This is a genomic window from Methylobacterium sp. PvR107 (genome assembly GCF_017833295.1).
Taxonomy (GTDB): Bacteria; Pseudomonadota; Alphaproteobacteria; order Rhizobiales; family Beijerinckiaceae; genus Methylobacterium.
Genome location: NZ_JAFIBW010000001.1, coordinates 591,480 through 615,858, shown reverse-complemented (window position 1 = coordinate 615,858; position 24,379 = coordinate 591,480). Strand labels below are relative to the sequence as shown.

The 24,379-nt window shown below is 71.1% G+C and carries 21 protein-coding genes; 18 read left to right on the top strand and 3 right to left on the bottom strand.

Annotated features, from left to right (window positions below):
• Positions 1-461: 461 nt before the first annotated feature.
• Positions 462-1,916, bottom strand: coding sequence for a transcriptional regulator PpsR (ppsR, locus tag JOE48_RS02685; RefSeq protein ID WP_210027060.1), 1,455 nt, complete (start codon positions 1,914-1,916; stop codon positions 462-464).
• A 29-nt stretch (positions 1,917-1,945) separates the two neighbouring features.
• Entirely contained in the window at positions 1,946-2,842 is an 897-nt protein-coding gene (locus JOE48_RS02680; RefSeq protein WP_210027058.1) for a B12-binding domain-containing protein, read from the bottom strand.
• 320 nt (positions 2,843-3,162) lie between these two features.
• Here JOE48_RS02680 and bchF point away from each other — a divergent pair, with 320 nt between their 5' ends.
• From bchF to JOE48_RS02600, 16 genes are all read left to right on the top strand, one after another.
• Positions 3,163-3,669 (top strand): 2-vinyl bacteriochlorophyllide hydratase, encoded by a 507-nt coding sequence (gene bchF / locus JOE48_RS02675; protein ID WP_210027056.1) that lies wholly within the window; start codon positions 3,163-3,165, stop codon positions 3,667-3,669.
• Positions 3,666-4,940 (top strand): ferredoxin:protochlorophyllide reductase (ATP-dependent) subunit N, encoded by a 1,275-nt coding sequence (locus JOE48_RS02670; RefSeq protein WP_210027026.1) that lies wholly within the window; start codon positions 3,666-3,668, stop codon positions 4,938-4,940. Before bchF ends, JOE48_RS02670 begins: the two co-directional genes overlap by 4 nt.
• Positions 4,941-4,944: 4 nt before the next feature.
• Positions 4,945-6,561, top strand: coding sequence for a ferredoxin:protochlorophyllide reductase (ATP-dependent) subunit B (bchB, locus tag JOE48_RS02665; RefSeq protein WP_210027024.1), 1,617 nt, complete (start codon positions 4,945-4,947; stop codon positions 6,559-6,561).
• The gene (locus JOE48_RS02660) at positions 6,551-10,297 is read left to right on the top strand and encodes a magnesium chelatase subunit H (RefSeq protein WP_245252694.1); all 3,747 of its coding nucleotides are present in this window, start codon (positions 6,551-6,553) and stop codon (positions 10,295-10,297) included. The genes bchB and JOE48_RS02660 overlap by 11 nt, the downstream gene beginning before the upstream one ends.
• A complete protein-coding gene (gene bchL / locus JOE48_RS02655) occupies positions 10,294-11,187 on the top strand; it encodes a ferredoxin:protochlorophyllide reductase (ATP-dependent) iron-sulfur ATP-binding protein (protein WP_210027022.1) in 894 nt (297 codons plus the stop codon). Before JOE48_RS02660 ends, bchL begins: the two co-directional genes overlap by 4 nt.
• 16 nt (positions 11,188-11,203) lie before the next feature.
• Entirely contained in the window at positions 11,204-12,106 is a 903-nt protein-coding gene (gene bchM / locus JOE48_RS02650; protein ID WP_210027019.1) for a magnesium protoporphyrin IX methyltransferase, read from the top strand.
• Positions 12,103-13,533 carry a BCD family MFS transporter gene (locus JOE48_RS02645; RefSeq protein WP_210027010.1) on the top strand — a complete coding sequence of 477 codons (1,431 nt, stop codon included), beginning with the start codon at positions 12,103-12,105 and terminating at the stop codon, positions 13,531-13,533. The genes bchM and JOE48_RS02645 overlap by 4 nt, the downstream gene beginning before the upstream one ends.
• An 18-nt stretch (positions 13,534-13,551) precedes the next feature.
• Positions 13,552-14,331 (top strand): photosynthetic reaction center subunit H, encoded by a 780-nt coding sequence (puhA, locus tag JOE48_RS02640; RefSeq protein WP_210027008.1) that lies wholly within the window; start codon positions 13,552-13,554, stop codon positions 14,329-14,331.
• On the top strand, positions 14,328-14,978 hold the full coding sequence (gene puhB / locus JOE48_RS02635; protein ID WP_210026999.1) for a photosynthetic complex putative assembly protein PuhB: 651 nt from the start codon (positions 14,328-14,330) through the stop codon (positions 14,976-14,978). Before puhA ends, puhB begins: the two co-directional genes overlap by 4 nt.
• An 11-nt stretch (positions 14,979-14,989) precedes the next feature.
• A complete protein-coding gene (gene puhC, locus JOE48_RS02630; RefSeq protein ID WP_210026997.1) occupies positions 14,990-15,475 on the top strand; it encodes a photosynthetic complex assembly protein PuhC in 486 nt (161 codons plus the stop codon).
• Positions 15,475-15,771 carry a hypothetical protein gene (locus JOE48_RS02625; RefSeq protein WP_210035520.1) on the top strand — a complete coding sequence of 99 codons (297 nt, stop codon included), beginning with the start codon at positions 15,475-15,477 and terminating at the stop codon, positions 15,769-15,771. The genes puhC and JOE48_RS02625 overlap by 1 nt, the downstream gene beginning before the upstream one ends.
• Positions 15,768-16,856 carry a magnesium-protoporphyrin IX monomethyl ester (oxidative) cyclase gene (gene acsF / locus JOE48_RS02620; RefSeq protein WP_210026988.1) on the top strand — a complete coding sequence of 363 codons (1,089 nt, stop codon included), beginning with the start codon at positions 15,768-15,770 and terminating at the stop codon, positions 16,854-16,856. The genes JOE48_RS02625 and acsF overlap by 4 nt, the downstream gene beginning before the upstream one ends.
• A 1-nt stretch (position 16,857) precedes the next feature.
• Positions 16,858-17,652 carry a putative photosynthetic complex assembly protein PuhE gene (puhE, locus tag JOE48_RS02615; protein WP_210026980.1) on the top strand — a complete coding sequence of 265 codons (795 nt, stop codon included), beginning with the start codon at positions 16,858-16,860 and terminating at the stop codon, positions 17,650-17,652.
• A 111-nt stretch (positions 17,653-17,763) separates the two neighbouring features.
• Entirely contained in the window at positions 17,764-18,981 is a 1,218-nt protein-coding gene (gene hemA, locus JOE48_RS02610) for a 5-aminolevulinate synthase (protein ID WP_210026959.1), read from the top strand.
• A 194-nt stretch (positions 18,982-19,175) separates the two neighbouring features.
• The gene (gene bchI, locus JOE48_RS02605) at positions 19,176-20,192 is read left to right on the top strand and encodes a magnesium chelatase ATPase subunit I (RefSeq protein WP_210026957.1); all 1,017 of its coding nucleotides are present in this window, start codon (positions 19,176-19,178) and stop codon (positions 20,190-20,192) included.
• A 170-nt stretch (positions 20,193-20,362) separates the two neighbouring features.
• Positions 20,363-22,075: a magnesium chelatase subunit D gene (locus JOE48_RS02600; protein ID WP_210035519.1), complete on the top strand. Its 1,713-nt coding sequence runs from the start codon at positions 20,363-20,365 to the stop codon at positions 22,073-22,075.
• 19 nt (positions 22,076-22,094) lie between these two features.
• Here JOE48_RS02600 and JOE48_RS02595 read toward each other — a convergent pair whose 3' ends face one another.
• Positions 22,095-22,241, bottom strand: a complete 147-nt coding sequence (locus tag JOE48_RS02595; protein ID WP_210026944.1) for a hypothetical protein — start codon at positions 22,239-22,241, stop codon at positions 22,095-22,097.
• A gap of 210 nt (positions 22,242-22,451) precedes the next feature.
• Here JOE48_RS02595 and bchO point away from each other — a divergent pair, with 210 nt between their 5' ends.
• Entirely contained in the window at positions 22,452-23,351 is a 900-nt protein-coding gene (bchO, locus tag JOE48_RS02590) for an alpha/beta fold hydrolase BchO (RefSeq protein ID WP_210026942.1), read from the top strand.
• A 76-nt stretch (positions 23,352-23,427) separates the two neighbouring features.
• Positions 23,428-24,213: a gamma-glutamyl-gamma-aminobutyrate hydrolase family protein gene (locus JOE48_RS02585; RefSeq protein ID WP_210026940.1), complete on the top strand. Its 786-nt coding sequence runs from the start codon at positions 23,428-23,430 to the stop codon at positions 24,211-24,213.
• The last annotated feature ends 166 nt before the right edge of the window (positions 24,214-24,379 follow it).

The following is a 24,379-nucleotide window of genomic DNA, read 5'->3' as shown; positions in this document are numbered from 1 at the left end:
GAGTGTCAAGTCAGATTTACATTTCGGGTTTCGGCGTGCGTGCCATTTGTCTCGCGAATACAGCCGCGGGTTGAAAATACATTATTCAGCGAGCGGCGGAATGGAGGGCTTCCATGTGCGGATCCGCCCTCGACGATACGCTGGATGGATGCGGCCGGCAGGCACCGTCCGGGCCTTCGACGCCTATGCCGATCCACGTCTCGGACCTGTTGTCCGACGGGTGCGGCCTGCTTCGTGTTCCGAAAGGGCGCGCTGTTATGGACGCCATCGTTCTGGAGCGCAGGCGGCGTGCCGGAGCCCGACGCGTCGGGCTAAAGGTTGGGCAGTCCGGCGGGCCCGATCGAGCCCGATGTGGCGCCTCGGCGGGTCAAAATCCCGGGCGCCGCGGCCACGGATGTCGGATGTGGACGCGCCGCTGCGCGCCGTGTTTGTGAAGGCGGCGGAGATCGCCTCTCGGGGACTCAGTTCTCCTCGGCGGGCCCGTCGAGGTCGCCGACACCGTAGCGGTGCATCTTGGCGTAGAGGCCCTGCCGGCTGAGGCCCAGCATCTCGGCCGCCGAGGCCCGGTTGTCCCGGGTGATCCGCAGGGCCGCCTCGATGCAGAGCTTCTCGATCAGGTCGGTCGTCTCGCGCACCAGGGTCTTCATCGAGACCCGCCCGACCAGTTCGGCCATCTGCTCCACCGATCGCGGCACATCCCGCCCGCCCGGAAGGCGCCCCTCAAACCGCCCTTCGGGGATCCGCCGCGGCGCGGGGCGGATCGCGAAGCCGAGGCAGGGACGCGCGCCCGCCACAGACACGGCGGCGACCTCCACATCTTCGATCCCGCCGAACGTGCCGCGGATCACGGTGGCGAACCGGCGCACGGCCCCGTGTTCGACGAGGGTGGCGAACAGGGCCTGCGCCTCGGTCTCCTCGCGGCCGAGCCAGTGATCCAGCGTCCGCCCGCGCGCCTGCCCCTCGGTGGCAAGCTGCGCCAATTCAAGGAAGGCTGCGTTGGCGGTGAGGATCCGCCGGGACGGGTCGGTGACCACGAAGCCCTCGGGCAAGGCCTCAATCACCGCGCGGGTGGGCGCTTCCTCGGCCCCAGTCTCGGCGGCCACCGGATCGGCCACGAGCCGCATCAACGCGCTGGCTCCGCCCTCGCCACGGAACAGCGAGGCCGAGACGGTCACCTCGCCGCGCCCGTGCGGCAGGGTGGCCCGGATCTCCCCGGCCTGCCCGGTTGCCCGAAGGGCGGCGAACTGGGCTTCGATGGCCCGGGGGCTGGCGGCATCGAACAGGTCGACCGCGTCCTGGCCGACGATTCGCTTGGCGGGGCGCCCGAGCAGGCGTGCGGCAGCCGGGTTGGCCTCGGAGACCCGCCGTGTGCCGGCATCGACCACCAGAACCGGCTCACCAGAGATCTGGAACAGCTGTCGGTAGCGGGTCTCGGCCGCGCGGAGGCGGTCGTAATCCCGCTCCAGCGCCTGCTGGGTTTCCACCAGCCGGCGCTGGAGCGCCGAAACGGCCCGCATGTCGCGCCCGAGAACCAGGATCGGGCCGCCTTCGGCCGGACGAATCGAGGTGTAGCGAATCGGCAGGTCGATGCCGCTGGGGGAAGGATGGTTGATCTGGCGCCAGCGGGTGATACCCTCGGGCCGGGCGTCGCGCAGCAGGGCATCGACCTTGGGCCGGCTCTCCACCGTCACAGTGTCGACCCAGCGCCGGCCCAGCCAGCCGGGGATGTTCTCCGCATCGAGATCCGTGCCGACCGTCGCGTCGCGGATCACGCCGTCGGCGTCGATTACCAATGACAGGTCGGCAGAGGCCGCGACGATGCGCCCGGCCACCGCTCCGTCGAGGTGACCGGCCACCTGCTGCAGGGCCGCGGGCGGCTGCTGCGGGGTGGGGCGAGGCTGGAGTGTCACGGTCACCGTAATGTGAAGTTCGGGTTACAACCCTTTCAGCAGGCCAATGCCTGTCTGTCCAGCAAAGCTTCCGCCGCGGCGGGTGCGAGGCAGGCATCGGCCGCGCAGGCATCGGCGCCGACGATCCCCGCATCGCCGCCGGCGCGCGCAAAATAGGGGCCGCCGACGAGCACGCGGATTCCCGGGTTGCGCGAGACGCGGCGCACATCCGCGACGGCTGTGACCAGGGCCGGCAGGAGGACATCCGAGGAGAGCGACAGCCCGACCACGTCGAACCACTCGATGCCGAGCAGGTCCAGGGGATCGAGATCGGGCCCCGGCGCCGCCGTGGTCACGTCCCAGCCGGCCTCCCGAAAGAAGCTCGCGACGATCGACAGGCCGAATCGGTGAGTCTCGCCGGGGCAGGGCAGCAGCAGGACGCTGCGCCCGTTCGCGGAGACCGATTCGCTCTCCATCTCGGCGCAGAGGTACCGGCTCATCGTCTGGAGCCGGCCGAGCGCTTCAGTGACGGCCAGGAAATCGCAGGCATCCTCCTCCCAGAGCGCCCCGAGGTGCCGCGCCGCCGGGGCGAGCAGGTCGAGGAGCAAACGCGCCAGCGGCAGACCGCCCTCCCGTAGAGCCTCCACCTCGGCGCCGAGATCGACCGGTCCGGGAGCCAGCAGCAGGGCGCTGAACGCCGCGATCTCATGCAGACTCGGTGCACGCCCGGCCTGCTGCGCCCGACGCCCGGCGACCGGGCGGTGGGCCAGCATCAGCCGCGGCAGGATCTCGGCTTCGACGACCCGCGCGAGCGCCTCGGGCAGAGGCGACTGCCGGTCAGGCCAGGCGGCGGGTACATCACGGTAGTGGGGAAGGGCATCGCACGCGGGTCCGCAGCCTGCCGAGGGCGGGCCGTATTCCAGGCGCTCACCGAAATGCCTCCAGTCTCCCATCGGCATCCCTCCCTGAAACGGCCCCGGCCATCAAAGGTCCGGTGCTCCCGCTTGCGAATCGGGTGCGGCGTTGCTCGCCTGTCTATTCTTCGTCTTCGTTGGTCCCTGGATCTGACCAGCCAAGTCGCCGCAGTCTCCGGCGGCCGAGCGACGATACGCTTCCTGACGAACTTGGCAATGATCTTAGCCGAAGAAAAAATATCGCTCCCCCTGTCAGGGCCCGATACCGTCAAGCGCACTTGACACTTCTAGGAGCTGGGCCCTAGCCTCTGTCAACGACGGAGCCGCAGGCGCCGCCGGGCACATGGGGGGGCGGATGCATGGGTCCCAGGGACCGATCGGCACGACCGCTCTACACGCCCGCCGAGAGGGAGCGGCGAGACGCCTCGCCGTGGACTCTCGTCCAGGGCGTCCTGGCGCCTCTGCAATTCGCGATCTTCCTCGTCAGCCTGATCCTGGTGCTGCGCGCCCTCACTACCGGCGAGGGCTTGTTCGCCGCCGAAGCCTCGGTGGTGATCAAGACCGTCGCGCTCTTCGCGATCATGATCACCGGCTCGATCTGGGAGAAGGTCGTGTTCGGCCGCTGGCTGTTCGCGCCCGCCTTCTTCTGGGAGGACGTGGTCAGCATGCTGGTGCTGGCCCTCCACACCGCCTATCTCGCCGCCCTCGCCACGCAGGCGATCGATGGGCGGACGCTCCTCCTCCTCGCGCTGGCCGCGTACGCGAGCTACGCGGTCAATGCCGGCCAGTTCGTCCTGAAGCTGCGGGCCGCCCGCCTGCAAGGCGGCAATCGCCGCACGCCGCGCCTCGCAGGGGCGCTTTCATGAACGCCCCCCTGGCGCACACAGCCTCCTGCGGCGGGATCGACCTGCATCAGGAGCACGGCCAGCGGGCCGTGTTCTGCGGACTCACCGGCATCGTCTGGCTGCACCGGAAGATCCAGGACGCATTCTTCCTCGTGGTCGGCTCGCGGACCTGCGCGCACCTGATCCAGTCGGCGGCCGGGGTGATGATCTTCGCCGAGCCGCGCTTCGCCACCGCGATCATCGACGAGCGCGACCTCGCAGGCATCGCCGACGCCAACGAGGAGCTCGACCGGGTCGTGACCCGGCTGATCGAGCGCCGGCCGGACATCAAGCTCCTGTTCCTGGTAGGCTCCTGCCCGTCGGAGGTGATCAAGCTCGATCTGTCCCGGGCGGCGCAGCGCCTGTCGGGCCGCCTCGCACCCGTGCGGGTGCTGAACTATTCGGGCTCCGGCATCGAGACCACCTTCACGCAAGGGGAGGATGCCTGCCTCGCGGCCCTGGTGCCGGATCTGCCGCGCGAGGCCGAGACGGCCGCGCCGTCGCTCCTGATCGTCGGCGCGCTCGCCGACGTGGTGGAGGACCAGTTTCTCCGGATTTTCGCCGCGATGGGCATCGCGGATGTCCGGTTCCTGCCCGCCCGCCGAGCCGGCGCGATGCCCGCGGTCGGGCGAGGCACCCGCTACCTGCTCGCTCAGCCCTTCCTGACCGACACGGCACGGGCCCTCGAGGAGCGCGGCGCCCGCCGGCTCCCGGCGCCGTTCCCGCTGGGCGCCGAGGGCACCACCGGCTGGCTGCGGGCGGCGGCCGAGGCGTTCGGCGTCTCTGACGAAATCTTCGAGGCCGCGACCGCACCGGGCCGGGCGCGCGCCGAGACCGCCCTTGCACCCCACCGCATCACGCTCGGCGGCAAGCGGGTGTTCTTCTTCCCCGATTCGCAATTGGAGGTGCCGCTCGCGCGCTTCCTCGCCCGGGAACTCGGTGCGGAACTCGTGGAGGTCGGGACACCCTACCTGCACCGGGGGCATCTCGCCGCCGAGATCGAGTGGCTCCCCGCGGGGACGCGGGTGACGGAAGGCCAGAGCCTCGACGACCAGATGGACCGCTGCCGGGCGGCCCGGCCGGACCTGACGGTCTGCGGCCTCGGCCTTGCCAACCCGCTGGAGGCTGAAGGGCTGTCGACCAAGTGGTCGATCGAGCTGCTGTTCACGCCCGTGCAGGGCTACGAGCAGGCCGGCGACCTCGCCGAGCTGTTCGTGCGCCCGCTCCGGCGCCGCGCCCTGCTGGAGGTGTAGCACCATGCAGCTCACCCTCTGGACCTACGAAGGCCCCCCGCATATCGGCGCGATGCGCGTCGCCACCGCGATGTCCGGGCTGCATTACGTGCTGCACGCGCCGCAGGGCGACACCTACGCCGACCTGCTGTTCACCATGATCGAGCGGCGGGACGCCCGCCCGCCCGTGACCTACACGACCTTCCGGGCACAGGATCTCGGCCGCGACACCGCCGCGCTGTTCAAGACCTCGGTCGCCGCCGCCTACGCGCGCTTCCAGCCGCAGGCGATGATCGTCGGCGCCTCCTGCACCGCCGAGCTGATCCAGGACGATCCGGGCGGGCTGGCCAAGGCGCTCGATCTGCCGATCCCGGTGATTCCGCTGGAGCTGCCCGCCTACCAGAAGAAGGAGAACTGGGGCGCGTCGGAAACTTTTTATCGCCTCGTCCGGGCGCTCGCAGGTGCCGCCGGTCCGCGCCCCGCGCGTGAGCCCGGACAGCGCCCGCTCTGCAACATCCTCGGGCCGACGGCGCTCGGCTTCCGCCACCGGGACGATCTGATCGAGATCCGCCGGCTGCTCGATTCGCTCGGCGTCGCGGTCAACGTCGTGGCGCCGCTGGGGGCCACGCCCGCCGATCTCGGCCGGCTCAGGGACGCCGACTTCAACGTCGTGCTCTACCCCGAGACCGCCCGCTCGGCGGCAGAATATCTGAAGAAGAATTTCGGGCAGCCGTTCACGCAGACCGTCCCGATCGGCGTCGGCGGCACCCGCCGGTTCGTCGAGGAGGTGGCCGGTCTCGCCGGGATCGATGCGTCGCCCGTACTCGACGGCCCCGGCTCGCGGCTGCCCTGGTACTCCCGCTCGGTCGATTCGACCTATCTCACGGGCAAGCGCGTCTTCGTGTTCGGCGATGCCACGCACGCCATCGGCCTCGCCCGGATCGCCGCGAAGGAACTCGGCTTCACCGTTGTCGGGCTCGGCACCTACGGCCGCGAATTCGCCCGCGAGGTCCGCGCCGAGGCGGCCGAGCACGGCATCGAGGCGCTGATCACCGACGACTACCTCGACGTCGAGGCGGCGATCCGGGCGGCCGCGCCGGAACTGGTGCTCGGCACCCAGATGGAACGCCACGTCGCCAAGCGGCTCGGCATCCCCTGCGCGGTGATCTCGGCCCCGGTCCATGTCCAGGACTTCCCGGCCCGCTACGCCCCTCAGATGGGCTTCGAGGGCGCCAACGTCCTGTTCGATACCTTGGTCCATCCGCTGATGATGGGCCTCGAAGAGCACCTCCTCGGCATGTTCCGGGAGGATCCCGAATTCCACGACGGCGTCGGCCCCTCGCATCTCGGCGGCACGCCGGTCGCCGCACCGGCGCCCCAAGCCGCGCCTGTGCCCCAAGCCGCGCCTGTGCCCGAAACCGCGCCTGCACCGGAGTCCGCGCCGGCGCCGATCCATCTCGACCATCCTGTCGCGGTGGCGGTCGCCCCCTGGGCGCCCGAGGCCGAGAAAGAGCTGAAAAAGATCCCGTTCTTCGTGCGCGGCAAGGCGCGCACCAACACGGAGCGATTCGCCCGTGAGCGGCAGCTGCCGCTCATCACCCTCGAAACCCTCTACGACGCCAAGGCGCATTATGGCCGCTAAAGCGCTCTCCGCCGGCCACGGTGCCGGCCCGGCCAAGGCAGGCGCGTCGCAGCGCCGGCCGCCGATCCGCGTCGTGATCGTCACCCTCGACAATCACCTCGCGAGCGCGGTCGAGCGGGCGCGCCTGCGGCTCCGTACCGAGATGCCGGGGCTGGTCCTGGGGTTCCACGCGGCGGCCGAGTGGGACAACAACCCCGCCGCCCTCGACGATTGCCGGGCCGATATCGCGAGCGCCGACATCGTGCTCTCGGCCATGCTGTTCATGGACGAGCATGTCCGGGCGATCCTGCCGGCGCTGGCGGCGCGGCGCGAAGCCTGCGACGCGATCGTCGGCTGCCTCTCGGCCGGCGAGGTCGTGAAGACCACGAGGCTCGGCCGCTTCGATATGAGCGGCAACAAGCGCAGCGCCCTCGACTTCCTGAAGAAGCTGCGCGGCAAGCCGGGCCAGCAGGGCAATGCCGGCCGGCAGATGGCCCTGGTGCGCAAGCTGCCGAAGATCCTGCGCTTCATCCCGGGCTCGGCCCAGGACGTGCGCGCCTATTTCCTGACCCTGCAATACTGGCTCGCGGGCTCGGACGAGAACGTCGCCGCGCTGGTGCGCTTCCTGGTCCATCGCTACGCGGCGGGCGAGCGGGCGGCGTGGCGCGAGGGTCCGGCCGCGCCCGCACCCCTCGATTACCCCGAGACCGGCCTGTACCACCCCCGCCTGCCGGGCCGGATCGGCAACGACCCGTCGCGGCTGCCGCGTGTTTCGGGCGCGAAGGGTCGCGTCGGCCTGCTGGTGATGCGCAGCTACGTGCTTGCCGGCAACACCGCGCATTACGACGGCGTCATCGCGGCCCTGGAGGCGCAGGGTCTCGACGTGGTGCCGGCCTTCGCCAGCGGCCTCGACAACCGCCCGGCGGTGGATGCCTTCTTCATGAAGGACGGCCGCGCCGCGATCGACGCTCTCGTGTCGCTCACCGGCTTCTCCCTGGTCGGCGGCCCCGCCTACAACGACGCCGCCGCCGCCGAACTGATGCTGGGGCGGCTCGACGTGCCATACCTCGCCGCCCAGGCGCTGGAGTTCCAAACCCTGGAACAGTGGGAGGCGGGCGACCGCGGCCTGTCGCCGGTCGAGGCGACCATGATGGTCGCGATCCCCGAACTCGACGGCGCCACCGCCCCGATGGTGTTCGGCGGCCGCTCCTCGGCCTCGGGCAGCGACAACGCCCGGGACATGCGGGTTCACCCCGAGCGGGCCGCGCGCCTCGCCGAGCGGGTCGCGCAATTGGTGTCGCTGCGCCGGACCCCGAAGGCCGCGCGCAAGCTCGCCGTGGTGCTGTTCAATTTCCCGCCCAATGCCGGCGCCACCGGCACCGCGGCGTTCCTGTCGGTCTACGCCTCGCTGCTCAACACCCTGAAGGGTCTGGCGGCCGACGGCTATGCCGTGGAGGTGCCCGAGAGCGTCGATGCCCTGCGCACGGCGATCCTGGAGGGCAATGCCAAGCGCTACGGCAGCCAGGCCAACGTCCACGCCCGCATCCCGGCCGAGGACCACCTCCGCCGCGAGACCTACCTCGCCGAGATCGAGGCCCAGTGGGGCCCGGCGCCCGGCCGCCACCAGACCAACGGTGCCGACCTGTTCGTGCTCGGCGCGCAGTTCGGCAACGTCTTCGTCGGGGTCCAGCCCGCCTTCGGCTACGAGGGCGATCCGATGCGGCTGCTGTTCGAGCGCGGCTTCGCGCCGACCCACGCGTTCTCGGCCTTCTACCGCTACCTGCGCGAGGATTTTGCCGCCGACGCGGTGCTGCATTTCGGCACCCACGGGGCGCTCGAATTCATGCCCGGCAAGCAGACCGGCCTGTCCGAAGCCTGCTGGCCGGAGCGGCTGATCGGGGCGCTCCCCAACGTCTACCTCTACGCGGCCAACAACCCGTCCGAGGGAACGTTGGCCAAGCGCCGCTCGGCCGCGACGCTGGTGAGCTACCTGACCCCGAGTCTCGCGGCGGCCGGTCTCTATCGCGGGCTGATCGACCTGAAGAGCTCGATCGAGCGCTGGCGCGGCCTCGATCTCGAAGCCACGGCCGAGCGCGGCAGCCTCGCCGAGCTGATCCAGCAGCAGGGCGCGGCGGTCGATCTCGTGACGGCCGAGCCGGCTTGGACCGGCGACCTCGGCATCCATGTCGCCGGCCTCTGGACCGCGCTGCAGGAACTGGAACAGACCCTGATCCCGCACGGGCTTCACGTGGTTGGCGCTGGGACGCCGGCAGAGGAGCGGATCGACCTGCTGCTGGCGCTGGCCGAGTCGGCGCACGGCGTGCAGTCGGAGCGGGCCGGGATCGAAGCGCTCGTCGCCGGCCATGGCGTCGAGGCGGCGCTGAAGGCCTCCGGGTTGCCTGCCGACGAGACGGCCCGCGCCGCCTTCGCGAATCTGGCCGAGACCGACCGGCTCCTGTCGCGAGACCATGAGGTTCCGGCCCTGCTGCGCGCGCTCGACGGCCGGTTCGTGCCGCCGGTGGCCGGGGGCGACCTCCTGCGGAATCCCGCGATCCTGCCGACCGGCCGCAACCTCCACGGCTTCGATCCCTACCGCCTGCCCTCGGCCTTCGCGGTGGCGGACGGCGCCCGGCAGGTCGCCCGGATCCTCGAGCGCTTCGCGGCGGACGGAAAACCCTGCCCGGAGAGCGTCGCCCTGGTCCTGTGGGGCACCGACAACCTCAAGAGCGAGGGCGGCCCGATTGCCCAGGCGCTGGCGCTGATCGGCGCCGCGCCCCGCTTCGACGGCTACGGCCGCCTGAGCGGCGCCGAGCTGATCCCGCTGGAGACTCTCGGCCGCCCGCGCATCGATGCCGTGGTCACACTTTCCGGCATCTTCCGCGATCTGCTGCCCCTGCAGACGAAGCTCCTGGCCGAAGCCTCCTTCCTCGCTGCCACCGCGGACGAGCCGCTCGAACAGAACTACGTGCGCAAGCACGCCCTCGCCATCCAGATCGAGCAGGGCTGCGATCTGGAGACCGCTTCCCTACGGGTCTTCTCCAACGCCGAGGGTGCCTACGGCGCCAACGTCAACCACCTGGTCGATTCGGGGAACTGGGACAACGATGCGGAACTCTGCGAGACCTTCTCGCGCCGCAAGAGTTTCGCCTACGGCCGCACCGGCCGCCCGGCGCCGCAGCGCGCCCTGATGGAGGCGGTGCTGGCTTCGGTCGACATGGCCTACCAGAACCTCGACTCGGTCGAGGTCGGCGTCACCTCCGTCGACCACTATTTCGACGGGCTCGGCGGCATGGGCCGGGCGGTGGCCCGGGCCAAGGGCGAGTCGGTGCCGATCTACATCAGCGACCAGACCCGCGGGGAGGGGCGCGTCCGCTCCCTGGAGGAGCAGGTGGCGCTGGAGACGCGCACCCGGATGCTCAACCCAAAATGGTACGAAGGCCTGCTCGGCCACGGCTACGAGGGCGTCCGGCAGATCGAGACGCATCTCACCAACACGGTCGGCTGGTCGGCCACCGCCAACGCGGTCCAGCCCTGGATCTACGAGCGCATCACCGAGACCTACGTGCTCGACCCCGCCATGCGCGAGCGCATGGCCACGCTCAACCCCACCGCCTCCGCCAAGGTCGCCCAGCGGCTGATCGAGGCCCACAAGCGTGGCTTCTGGACCCCCGACGCAGCGATGCGGGACGCCCTGGACCGGGCCGAGGAGGAACTGGAAGACCGTCTCGAAGGCGTCACCACAGGAGTCGCCGCATGAACATCGCCATTCGCAATCCGGTCGTTGCCCGGAAAGAAGAAGGCAGCGTCCAGGTCGAGCTCGACCCGGACCTGAAGATCGAGACCGCGAAGGTCTTCGCGGTCTACGGCAAGGGCGGCATCGGCAAATCCACCACCTCGTCGAACCTGTCGGTGGCGTTCTCCAAGCTCGGGAAGCGGGTGCTGCAGATCGGCTGCGATCCGAAGCACGATTCGACCTTCACGCTGACCAAGCGCCTCGCCCCGACGGTGATCGACGCCCTGGAGGCGGTGAACTTCCACTCGGAGGAGCTGCGCGTCGAGGATTTCGTGGTCGAGGGCTACAACGGCGTGATGTGCGTCGAGGCGGGCGGTCCGCCCGCCGGCACCGGCTGCGGCGGCTACGTGGTCGGCCAGACCGTGAAGCTGCTCAAGGAGCACCATCTCCTGGAGGACACCGACGTCGTGGTGTTCGACGTGCTGGGCGACGTCGTCTGCGGCGGCTTCGCCTCGCCGCTCCAGCACGCCGACCGGGCGCTGATCGTCACCGCCAACGACTTCGATTCGATCTTCGCGATGAACCGGATCGTCGCGGCGATCCACGCCAAGGCGAAGAACTATCCGGTGCGCCTCGGCGGCGTCATCGCCAACCGCTCGGCCAAGACCGACGAGATCGACCGGTTCAACGACGCGGTCGGGCTCAAGCGCCTCGCCCATTTCCCCGACCTCGACGTGGTCCGCCGCTCGCGGCTCAAGAAGTCGACCCTGTTCGAGATGGATTCCTCGCCCGAGCTCGACGCCGTGACCGCCGAGTACATGCGGCTCGCCGAGACGCTCTGGGCCGGGGGCGAGCCCTGCGAGGCAATCCCCATGAAGGACCGCGACCTGTTCGAGTTCCTCGGTTTCGATTGAGTTTGGGGTTCGATTGATGGCCAGCGCCAGCTACGACGCCCGCCGGGGTGAGCTGACCACCTATTTCGACCGCACCGCGGTCGATGCGTGGTCGCGCCTGACCTCCGACGCTCCGGTGAGCCGGATCCGCGCCACGGTGCGGGCCGGGCGCGACGCCATGCGGGCGACGCTGCTCTCCTGGCTGCCGGCCGACATGACCGGCCTGCGCCTGCTCGATGCCGGCTGCGGCACCGGGGCGCTGAGCGTCGAGGCCGCCCGCCGGGGCGCCGAGGTGGTGGCCATCGACGTCTCACCCACGCTGATCGGGCTGGCGCAGGAGCGGCTGCCGGCGATCCCCGGGGGAGGGCGCATCGATTTCCGTGTCGGCGACATGCTCGATCCGGGGCTCGGACGGTTCGACCACGTGGTGGCGATGGATTCGCTGATCCACTACCGCTCCGCCGACATCGCCCGGGCGCTGGCGGCGCTCGGCGCACGGACGAACGGCTCGGTTCTGTTCACCGTGGCGCCGCGTACAGCGCTGCTGACGCTGATGCACGCGGCCGGACAGTTCTTTCCGCGCGGCGACCGCTCGCCGGCCATCGTGCCGGTCACCGAGCGTGGGCTGCGGCGGCGGATGTCTTCGGAACGGGCCCTCGACGGCTTTGCCTGGGCGCGGTCGCACCGGATCAACAGCGGCTTCTACCTGTCGAACGCGATCGCGCTGACACGCACCCTCCCGCCCCCCTTGGCGGGGGAGGGTACCCCGCGCGGCAGGGGGGGAGAGGGGAATCTGGCCTCCGGACGCGGCGAGAGCCTTCATGAAGGCCGCGCCAGTTCCGACACCGTCGCTCCCCTCTCCCGACCCCTGCTGACGCAGGGGCCACCCTCCCCCACGCAGGGGGGAGGGGGCGTAGCGACGCCCAGGGTGCTGACATGAGTGCCGCATCCCGAAAACTCACCGCCGCCCTGATGCGTCTCGGCCCGGCGATCCTGCCCTTTGCGGATGCCGCAACCGTCGAGCTGCCGCTGGGCCGCCTCCTGCGTCTCGCTTTGTTCCAGGTCACCGTCGGCATGGCGGCGGTGCTGCTGATCGGCACCCTGAACCGGGTCATGATCGTCGAACTCGGCGTTCCGGCCTGGATCGTGGCCGTGATGCTGGCCCTGCCGCTGATCTTCGCCCCCCTGCGGGCGCTCGTCGGCTTTCGGTCGGACACGCACCGCTCGGTGCTGGGATGGCGGCGGGTGCCCTATATCTGGTTCGGCACGCTGCTCCAGTTCGGCGGGCTGGCGATCATGCCCTTCGCCCTGCTGATCCTGTCGGGCGATACGACCGGGCCGCTCTGGGTCGGTGACCTCGCTGCGGCGCTCGCCTTCCTGCTGGTCGGCGCGGGCCTGCACACGACCCAGACCGTGGGCCTCGCCCTCGCCACCGACCTCGCCCCCGCGCATGCCCGCCCGAAGGTCGTGGCGCTGCTCTGCGCGGCCTTGCTGTTCGGCATGATGGCGAGCGCCGTGGTGTTCGGCCTGTGCCTCGCCCACTTCTCGGCCGTCCGCCTGATCCAGGTGATCCAGGGCGCGGCGCTCGTCACCATCATCCTCAACGGCTTCGCCCTCTGGAAACAGGAGCCGCGCGATCCCAACCGCAGCCGGGACGTGCCGCAGCGCGACTTCCGCGCCTCCTGGCAGGCCTATGCGGGGCAGCGCACCGCCCGGCGGCGCCTCGTGGCGATCGGGCTCGGCACGGCCGGCTTCTCCATGCAGGACATCCTGCTCGAACCCTATGGCGGCCAGATCCTGCACCTCTCCGTGGGGGCGACCACGGCGCTGACCGCGCTGCTGGCCGCGGGCGGCGGCCTCGGCCTGCTGATCGCGGCGCGCTGGCTCGGCCGCGGCGGCGACCCGTTCCGGGTGTCGGCGGTCGGCGTCGGGATCGGGATCCTGGCGTTCTCCGCGGTGGTCTTCGCAGCCCCCCTCGCCTCCGCCGATCTGTTCGCGGCGGGCGTCAGCCTGATCGGGCTCGGCGGCGGCCTGTTCGCCCACGGCACGCTCACCGCCTCGATGAACCGCGCCGGCCCCGAGGATACCGGGCTGGCGCTCGGCGCCTGGGGCGCCGTGCAGGCGACCGCCGCGGGCCTGTCGATCGCGGCGAGCGGCCTCGTCCGCGACGTCGGCGGCGCCATCGCGCAGTCGGGCGTGCTCGGCGAGGGCATGAACGAGCCCGCCATCGGCTACCTCATCGTCTACCACATCGAGATTGCCCTTCTGTTCGCCGCGCTCGTCGCGCTCGGACCGCTGGTGCGTGAGGACGCGCGAACAGAAGTTCGAAACCGCATTGCCGACGGCCTTGCCGGCCGGACAGCCTGAGACTCGGGGAGGATCGCCATGCCAACCGGCGCACTTACAGGTTATGTCGACGTCGCCCAGGTCGTGCTCTACGCGTTCTTCATCTTCTTCGCGGGCTTGGTGTTCTGGCTCCGACGCGAGGACCGGCGCGAGGGCTACCCGCTGGAGAACGAGGCCGTCGGCCGCCGCAAGGCGGACGATCCGATCCTGATCCCCCGGTCCAAGGCGTTCCACCTGCCGGGCGGCGAGACGACCTACGCGCCGCAGGCGGTGCACGGCCGGAACGACATTGAGACCGGCATCCCGGCCCGCAAGGTCGAGCCCTGGCCCGGCGCACCGTACGAACGCACGGACTCCTCGCTCCAGGCGGGCGTCGGACCCGGCTCCTGGGTGCTGCGGCACGACGTGCACGACAGGACCTGGGACAACGAGATCCGCATCGTGCCCCTGCGGGTGGCGAAGAACTTCGTCGTCCACGAGGACGGCCCGAACCCGATAGGCATGAGCGTGTTCGGCACCGACAACGCCGTGGCGGGTGTCATCAGCGATGTCTGGGTCGACCGCGGCGAGTCGCTGATTCGTTACTACGAGGTCGAGTTGACCACGGGCGGCCGCCGGCTGATGCCGACCACCTTCTGCAGGGCCGGCGGCTTCACCAAGACGGTGACGACCGAGGCGCTCCTCGCCAGCCAGTTCGCCGACATCCCGGCCACCCGCGACCCCGACAGCGTGACCTTCCTCGAAGAGGAGCGGATCGTCTCATATTTCGGCGCGGGCACGCTCTACGCCACGCCCGAGCGCGCGGAGCCGATCCTGTGAGCGGCGATTTCCTCCCGGAGGGCACCCTGCGGGGACTGCCCGGCCCGCTGCCGGCGGGCGAGCGCATCCTCTGGCAGGGGTCGCCGACGACCGCCGGCCTGCTGGTGCGGGTGTTCCACGCGCGCCTTGTGGTCGCATGGTTCGCAATCTGCGCCCTGGCCTTCGGCCTCACTGCCGGCTCCCCCGCGGCGGCGCTCGCCAAGGTCGGACCGACGCTGCTGATCGGCGCCGGTGCCGTGGCGCTGCTCTGGCTGCTGGCATGGCTGACCCACCGCACGACACGCTACACGGTGACCAACCGCCGGATCGTGCTGCAGGCTGGGATCGCCCTGCCGGTAACCCACAACCTGCCCTTCGCGCAGCTCGACGGCGCGGCGCTGCGCGCATTCACGGATGGCAGCGGCGATCTGCCTCTGCAGTTGCGGCCGGGGCTGCGCATCGCCTACCTTCAGCTCTGGCCGCATGCCCGGCCCTGGCGTCTGACCCGGACGGAGCCGATGCTGCGCTCCGTACCGCAGGCGGACGCCGTGGCGGGGATCCTGGCGCGGGCGCTCGAAGGGCACGCCGCCGGGACCGCGCTTCCGGTGCGGGTGGCCCGTCTGCCGCAGGCGGACGAAAATCCCGGCCGCCTCGTCGCGGCCGAATAGGGAGGGGCATCATGGGCGAGCGGGCGGAGAAAGCCGGCCGAACGACTGGACCGGCGCCGGCGCTGCTGATGATCGGTGCGGGCGCGCTGATGGGCTTCTCCATGCTGGCGGTCCTGATCGGCCGCAGCGAGGGGGTCGGCCTCGTCGCCCTGCCGGCCGCCAAGGCGGTGGCCCGGCTCGAATTCCGGGCCGAGGACCAGGTCGACGGGTCCATCGCGTTGCGGGACGTCGCCGACCGGCACATCGTCGCCTGGATCCGCCCCGGCGAGGATGGCTTCCTGCGCGGGACGCTGCGGGGCCTCGCTCAGGCTCGCCAGCGCGGGGGCCTCGGGCCGGAACAACCTTTCAGCCTGACTCGCTACGACGACGGCCGCCTCGCTTTGGCCGACGAGGCCACCGGCCGCCAAGTGCCCCTGGAGGCCTTCGGGTCGACCAATGCCGGGGCCTTCGCCCGGCTGATGCCCGCGCCGGGCGCGCCCGCCACGGAGACGCGGTGATGGGCCTGTTCGGCAGCCGCACCGTCACCGTGCCCTGCACGGTGGAGATCGAGCAGACGCCCGAGAGCCTGCACGCGCATGTCACCCTGGATGCCGGCTTCGAGATCGAGCCCGGCGACGCGGTCCAGGTTCACGACGCGCCGACTTCGGTGCCCTACGGCGAGCGCCTCAGCGTACGCCGCACCGCCACCGTCACCCGGGCCGGCCCGCTGGAGCGGGTCTGGACCAAGCTCATCGCCCATCTCGAGCTGACCGAGCTCTACGAGGTCAGCTTCTCCGAGAGGAGGAAGCTATGAACGCTCCCGTCGCGCCCCCCACCGGCCAGCCGATCCCGAAGATTCCGGTCAACGAATCGACCAAGGCGGCCCAGGAGACGACCTTCCTGTCGCCCCGGTTCTACACAACCGATTTCGTCGAACTCGACCGCACGAACGTCGAACCGGTGCGGCGCGACTGGGACGTGCTCATCGCCGAATTGCGCGCCGACCCGAACAAGCGCCACTTTACCCGCAACGAGGAGTTCGACTGCGACCTGTCGCAGATGGAGCCCGAGTTGCGGAAGGAGTTTCTGGACTTCCTGGTCTCGTCGATCACCGCCGAATTCTCGGGCTGCGTCCTCTACGCCGAGATGCGCAAGCGCGCCAAGAACAAGGACATCAAGGAGCTGTTCGGCTTCATGAGCCGCGACGAGGCGCGTCACGCCGGCTTCATCAACGACACGCTCAAGGATTTCGGCATCGGCGTGGACCTCGGATTTCTCACGAAATCCAAAAAATACACGTTCTTCCGGCCGAAGTTCATCTTCTACGCCACCTATCTCTCCGAGAAGATCGGCTACGCCCGCTACATCACGATCTTCCGCGAGCTGGAGCGGCACCCGGAGCGGCGCATCCACCCGATCTTCAAGTGGTTCGAGCTGTGGTGCAACGACGAGTTCCGCCACGGCGAGGCCTTCGCGCTGCTGATGCGCGCCAACCCGAAGCTGACGAGCGGCGTGAACCGCTACTGGATCCGGTTCTTCCTGCTCGCGGTCTTCGCCACGATGTACGTGCGCGACCATCACCGCCCGGCCTTCCACAAGGCGCTCGGCGTCGATCCGAGCGACTACGACTTCAAGGTGTTTCGGATCACCTCGGAGATCTCCCGGCAGACCTTCCCGCTGGAGCTCGATCTCGACAACCCGAAGTTCAAGGCGGGGCTCGACCGGCTGCTCGCCTGCTCCGGCGCGATCGCCGACGCCAAGGCGCGGGGCGGCCTCGTCGGCAAGGCCCGGCAGGGGTTCCACGCCGCGCGGGCGGCCGTAACCTTCGCCAGACTCTACCTGCTGCCCGTCAAGGCCAATGCCCTGCCGGCCGATATCCGCCTCCAGCCGGTCTGGTAGAATGGCGAGCTATGCCGCCCCGGTCCTGTACGCGGTGCTGCTCTGGTGGTTCTCCACCGGGCTGATCCTGCTGCTCGACCACGCCCCGCGGCGGACGCATCCGTGGAGCATGGCCGGGGCGACGTTGCTGCTCGCCGCCGCCCTGGTGGCGATCCGCGCCAGCGCCGGGGATACGAGCGGCACGGGGGCCTACACGGCCTTCACGGCGGCGCTCATCGTCTGGGGCTGGCAGGAGATGAGCTACTATATGGGCTTCCTGTCGGGCCCGCGGCCGGTCGCCTGCGCGCCGGGTGTGCGGGGGTTCGACCGGTTCCTGGCGGCGCTCGCCACCAGCCTGTGGCACGAATTCGCTATCGTGATCGGCGGCCTGGCGATCCTGGCGCTGGTCTGGGGCAGCCCCAACCGCTTCGCCCTGTGGACCTACGGCACCCTGGTGGTGATGAACCTCTCGGCGCGGCTCAACCTGTTCCTGGGCGTGCGCAACCTCCACGCCGAGTTCCTGCCGGACCATCTCGGCTACCTGGCCTGCTACCTGTCCCGGAAGCCGATGAACCTGCTGTTCCCGGTCTCGGTGAGCCTGGGGACCATCGCGGCGGCCCTTCTCGGGCGCGCGGCGCTCGGCACCGATCTGCTGGCGCATGAGCTCATCGGCTTCACGGTCCTGGCGACGCTGACCGGGCTCGCCACCCTGGAGCACTGGTTCCTGATGCTGCCGCTGCCCTCCGCGGAGCTGTGGCGCTGGAGCCTGCCGGGGCGGGCGTCCGGGGAGGCGGCACCGCCGCGGGATCGCGTGTAGATCGAGGGATCACCACGGGCGACGCACGTCCACCAATCTGGAACTGGTCTTGTGCGAAGTCCGGTGTCACAGGCGGGATCAACCCGCAGGGTTTGTTCGGGGAGAGGCGACATGGACTACGAGACCTTCTTCGGGGCCGAGATCGCCGGTCTGCACCGGGAGGGGCGCTACCGGGTCTTCACCGACCTCGAGCGCCATGCGGGCAACTTTCCGCACGCCACGCATCACCACACCGGCGGCACGCGGCCGGTCACGGTCTGGTGCTCGAACGATTATCTCGGCATGGGCCAGCACCCGAACGTCACCGGGGCCATGCACGAGGCGATCGATCGCTGCGGCGCCGGCGCCGGCGGCACCCGCAACATCTCGGGCACGAATCACTATCACGTGCTGCTGGAGCAGGAACTTGCCGACCTCCACGGCAAGGAGGCGGCCCTGCTGTTCACCTCCGGCTACGTGTCGAACTGGGCGGCGCTCGGCACCCTCGCGTCGCGCCTGCCGAACTGCGCGGTCTTCTCCGATTCCGAGAACCACGCCTCGATGATCGAGGGCATCCGGTTCTCCCGCGCCGAGCGCCACATCTTCCGCCATAACGACCCGGAGGACCTGAACCGCAAGCTCGCCCTGGTCGATCCGGCCCGGCCGAAGCTGGTGGCCTTCGAATCGGTCTACTCCATGGACGGCGACATCGCCCCCATCGGCGAGATCTGCGACGTGGCCGAGGCCCACGGGGCGCTGACCTACCTGGACGAGGTCCATGCGGTCGGCCTCTACGGGGCGCGGGGCGGCGGCATCTCGGAGCGGGACGGCGTCGCCCACCGGCTCGACGTGATCGAGGGGACGCTGGGCAAGGCCTTCGCGGTCCATGGCGGCTACATCACCGCCTCGGAGAAGCTCTGCGACTTCGTGCGCAGCTTCGCGTCAGGCTTCATCTTCACGACCTCGCTGCCTCCCGCGGTCGCGGCCGGCGCGGCGGCGAGCATCCGTCACCTGAAGGCGAGCGGTGCCGAGCGTGCCCGGCATCAGGAGCGGGTGGCCAAGGTCCGAGCGGCGCTCGACGCCGCCGACATCCCGACCATGCCCAACGACAGCCACATCGTGCCGGTGATGGTCTGCGATCCGGTGCTGTGCAAGGCGATCTCCGACACCCTGCTCGACGAGTTCGGCATCTACGTGCAGCCGATCAATTATCCGACGGTCGCGCGCGGCACCGAGCGCCTGCGGATCACCCCGTCGCCGCTGCACACGGATGCCGACATCGGCCATCTGGTCGACGCGCTCACCACGATTTGGGGACGGATCGGGCTCCGGCAGAAGGCGGCGGAGTAGGACGCTCTTCCCTCCCCCTTGCGGGGAGGGGTAGGGGTGGGGGCGGTGCCGACGGCATCGCTTCGATCCATCCTGCCCCCCACCTCCGGCTCCTCCCCACCCAGATCGGGCTTGCCCAACCTGGGCAGATAAGAAGCGGATCTCGGACGGGTCCGGGATCTGCGGGGAGGCGAGCGGCACAGTGCGAGTTCTGCGTGCCCACTTTCCCCTTCTCGGCCATCGTCGGCCAGGACGAGATGCGCCAGGCGCTGCTGATCGCGGCGGTGGACCCGGCAGTCGGCGGCGTGCTTGTCTTCGGTGACCGCGGCACCGGCAAGTCCACGGCGATCCGGGCGCTCGCCGCCCTGCTGCCGCCGATGCGGGCGGTGGTCGGCTGCCCGTACAATTGCGATCCCGACAGCCCGGCGGAATCCTGCCCGCACTGCGCGAGCATGCCGGGCGCGCGGAGAAGGTCCGAAAAAAAATCGGTGCCGGTGGTCGACCTGCCCCTCGGCGCCACCGAGGACCGGGTGGTCGGCACCCTCGACCTGGAGCGGGCGCTCGGCGCGGGCGTGAAGGCCTTCGAGCCGGGGCTGCTCGCCCGGGCCAACCGCGGCTTCCTCTACATCGACGAGGTGAACCTCCTCGAGGACCACCTCGTCGACCTGCTGCTCGACGTCGCGGCCTCCGGCGTCAACACCGTCGAGCGCGAGGGCCTGTCCCTGCGCCACCCGGCGCGGTTCGTGCTCGTCGGCTCGGGCAACCCGGAGGAGGGAGAATTGCGCCCGCAGCTCCTCGACCGGTTCGGGCTGGCCTGCGAGGTCGTGACCCCGAAGGACATCCCGACCCGCATCGCGGTGGTGCGTGCCCGCGACGCCTACGAGCGCGACCCGGAGGGATTCTGCGCGGCCCGTGCAGGCGAGGAGCGCAAGATTCAAAAGCGAATCCTGCTGGCGCGGGAGCGCCTGCCGTCCGTGACCGTGCCCGATGCCGCCCTGGAGCGCGCGGCGCAGCTCTGCCTCGCGCTCGGCACCGACGGGCTGCGCGGCGAGCTGACCCTGATGCGCACCGCACGGGCGCTCGCGGCCCTCGACGGTGACGCCGCGGTTACCGACGACCATCTCCGGCGCATCGCCCCGGCGTCCCTGCGCCACCGTCTGCGCCGCAACCCGCTCGATGAATCCGGCTCCACGGCGCGTGTGGAGCGGGCGCTGGCGGAGGTATTTGCGTGACGGGCCCGCCACCGCTCCCTCCGCCCATTGCGGGGGAAGGCGCCCCCCGAAGGCGGTCGGGCCGGGACGTCGTCCCGCAAGAGGGGCAGCGCGACGGCGCGCAAGATGGCGTCTCCCTGCACGCCGCGTCTACCTTGTCCGGCAGCGTCGTCCCCCTCTCCCGACCCGCGCTGACGCGAGGGCCACCCGCCCCCGCAGAGGGGGACGGGAGTGCGCCCGACAGGTGGGCCGACGCCCGCCTCGCCGCCCGGCTCCTCACCGCCGACCCGCACGGATTCGGCGGCGTGGTGCTGCGGGCCCCCGCCGGTCCGGTGCGCGAGCGCTGGCTCGACGTCCTGCGGGCTGCGTTGCCCCCGGGAACGCCCTGGCGGCGTCTGCCGCCGGGCATCGGCGACGACAGCCTGCTCGGCGGGCTCGACCTCGCCGCGACCCTGGCGGCCGGCCGCCCCGTCGCGCGGGCCGGTCTGCTGGCGCAGGCCGATGGCGGCCTGATCGTCGTGCCCATGGCGGAGCGCCTCGCGCCCGGCATCGCGTCCCGCCTCGCCGCCGCCCTCGACACCGGCACGGCCTCGGAGCGCAGCGCCCGCTTCGGCCTGGTCCTGCTCGACGAGGGCGAGGCCGATGAGGCCGTCGCCGAGACCCTGGCCGATCGCCTCGCCTTCCGGATCGACCTGAGAGGCCTCGGCGTCGCGGACGCCGAGGGGACCGTGCCCGACCCGGAACCCGCCTCAGACGCCGCGGAGCCGGACCCGGTCGGCAGCCTCTGCGCCCTGGCCGAGGCCTTCGGTGTCGCGTCCCTGCGCGGCCCGATCCTGGCGGCCCGGGTGGCGCGGGCGCTTGCCGGTGCGGGACCGGTCGGGCAGGCGGCGATCACCGCGGCCGCGCGCCTCGTCCTGGCGCCGCGCGCCACGCGCCTGCCGGCCCCCGCGGAGGCGGCGCCCGAGACTGCGCAGCCCCCTCCGGACGATTCCCCCGAGGACCGCCCGGCAGACGCCGCGGATCCGGACGCCGACCCGGCCGCCGCGGATGCGCCGGAGGAGATCGTGCTGGAGGCCGTGCGCGCCGCGATCCCGCCGCACCTCCTCGATCAGCTCCTGTCGGGACAGCCGCGTCTCGCCGCCGCGAAGGCCGGCCGGGTCGGGCAGGCCGCGTCGTCGCGTGCCGGGCGCCCGGTGGGCAGCCGGCGGGGCGATCCGCGACGGGACCGGCTCGATCTGCTCGCGACCCTGCGGGCGGCGGCGCCCTGGCAGGCCCTGCGGCGTTGCGGGGAGGAGACGCGCCGCATCGTGGTGCGGCGGGACGATCTGCGGATCCGGATCCTCAAGCAGCGGACCGAGACGACCACGGTGTTCTGCGTCGACGCCTCGGGCTCGGCCGCGCTGGAGCGGCTCGCGGAAGCGAAGGGCGCGGTGGAGCTGCTGCTGGCCGAAGCCTATGTCCGGCGCGACCGGGTGGCGCTGGTGGCGTTCCGCGGCGCCGGCGCGGAACTCGTCCTGCCGCCGACCCGCTCGCTCACCCGGGCCAAGCGTGGCCTGTCGGGACTTCCGGGCGGAGGCGGGACGCCTTTGGCGTCGGGGATCGATGCGGCCGTCGCGGTGGCGCTCGGCGTGCGCCGGGGCGGCAGCCGGCCCGCGATCGTGCTGCTGACCGACGGCCGTGCCAATGTCGCACGCTCGGGGGAGGGCGGTCGCGCCCGGGCGGGAGCGGACGCCCTGCAGGCGGCCCGAACCTTGCGGGACGCCGGGCTGCCGGCGCTGGTGGTCGATACCGGCAGCCGAGGCGAGGAAGCCCGGCAGGTGGCGGAAGCGATGGGCGCCCGCTACCTGAAGCTGCCGCGCGTCGAGGCTGGACAGCTCAGCGCGGCAGTGCGCGCGGCTTTGTGAGCGCCGCGACGGATCTGGCTCAGAGGTCGCCGCTGATGCCGAGATCGGCGAGGCGCTGGTGATGGGCCAGCCAGGAGTTCAGCATCTCGCGGACGATGGCGCTCACGCTCCAGCCGCCGGAGGTCGGGGCCGCGATGTTCTGCGTCGAGGAGGTGAAGAGGATCATGGCCTGCTCCGAAGTTGGGGGACGTGTCTTGCTCTTGTTCGATCGGGATATGCAGATTCTGCTGCGCCGCAGCAATCCAGCCTGGGTCAGCGGTGGCATGCGGCCGCCGCATGGGATTCTTCAGTGTTACGAAATACTTCCAGCCTTGAATGATAGCGCCGCCCTTCCGTCTTGCAGGCCCGGCTTCGGTGCAGTGCGGGAGAGCGGTGCGTGGTAGGCCCTTTCGATGCCGACCGGCCGGACTGGGCTGTCGAGGGACGTGACTGGCCGCACCGGGAGGCGAGCCGGTTCGTCGCGGCGGCCGGCCTGCGCTGGCACGTCCAGGAATTCGGCCGGGCGGAGGCTCCGGCGCTGCTGCTGCTGCACGGGACCGGGGCGGCGACCCATTCCTGGCGCGGGCTGGCGCCGCTGCTCGCCCGGGACTTCTTCGTGATCGCCCCGGACCTGCCGGGCCACGGCTTCACCGATCCCCTGCCCGATGCCGACCTGTCGCTGCCCGGCATGGCGCGGGCCGTCGCGGGCCTCGTGGCCGCACTCGGCCGCCCGCCGGTCCTGGCCGCCGGCCATTCGGCCGGCGCGGCGGTGCTGGCGCGGATGTGCCTGGACGGATCGATCGCGCCGCAGCTGCTGGCGGCCTTCAACGGCGCCTTGGCGCCGCTGCCGGGGGCGGCCAATCTCCTGTTTCCCAGCATGGCGCGGCTGCTGTTCCTCAACCCGTTCACCCCGCGGATCTTCGCCTGGACGGCCGACCGGTCCGCGGCCAAGCGCCTGATCGAGGGGACGGGCTCGCGCCTCGACCCCGCGGGCGTCGACCTCTACCGGCGGCTCTTCGCCCGCGCCGGTCATGTCCGCGGGGCGCTGGGCATGATGGCGAACTGGGACCTCGCCGGCCTGCACCGGGCGCTGCCCGGCCTCGCGACCCGGACGCTGCTGATCGTCGGCGGCGACGACAAGGCGATCCTGCCGGACACCGCCTTCGCCCTGCGCGACCGCCTCCCGGAGGCGCGCGTGGCTCTGATCCGCGGGCTCGGCCACCTCGCCCACGAGGAGGCGCCGGAGCGTGTGGCCGAGGTGCTGCTCGCGGAGACACGGACCCTCGGCCTGCCCTGAGCCGCCGGGACTGGCGCCGCCCTTGCCTGGGCTTTAGAGCCTCCGGCGGGGGCGGGAACGAGGAGCATCCGGCACGATGGCGAGACCCGTGATCGGCGTCATCGGCAACGCACGTCTGATCGACAATCGCTTCCCGGCGCAGATCGTCGGCGCGAACAACATGCGGGCCGTGGCCGCCGTGGCCGGCGCGCTGCCGCTGATGTTCGCCGCCGCCCCGGCGATCACCGATCTCGGCGACCTCCTCGACACGGTGGACGGGATCCTGCTCACGGGCGGGCGCGCCAACGTTCACCCGACCCGCTTCAACGCCACGCCCTGTGCGGCGCACGAGCCCTACGACGAGGAGCGCGACGCCGTGGCGCTGCCGCTGATCGAGGCCTGCGTGGCGCGCGGCGTGCCGCTGTTCGGCATCTGCCGTGGCTTCCAGGAGATGAACGTCGCCTTCGGCGGCAGCCTGCACCCGGAGATCCGCAACTTGCCCGGGCGCCTCAACCACCGGATGCCGCGGCTCGAGAACGGCGAGATCCACCCGGACCTGGAGGTGATCTTCGCCGACCGGCACGACGTCCGCCTGACCCCGGGGGGCGCCTTGGCGCGGCTGCTGGAGCGCGCGACGATCCGGGTGAACTCGCTGCACGGCCAGGGCATCCTCGAGCCCGGAGCCCGGGTGGTGATCGAGGGCGTCGCCGAGGACGAGACGATCGAGGCGATCCGGATCGAGGACGCCGCGGGCTTCGCGCTCGGCGTCCAGTGGCACGCCGAGCACGACCCGGCGACCAACCCGATCAACCGCGCCCTGTTCGAGGCTTTCGGTGCTGCCGCGGCGGCACATCACCGTGCGCGGGCCGGCGGACAGCGCTGATCCCCGGCATCCGAGCCGACCGGGCCAGCTCAGCGCGGCAGCGAAACGGTCCGGCCGAGTCCTGCGCGACTTAACCTATGTTTATGCTCGGCGGCAGATCTGCTCCAGATCTTGCATGGCGCAGACCAAGTCTTGCCTCAGCCTGGCATGATTCACCGTCTTCCAC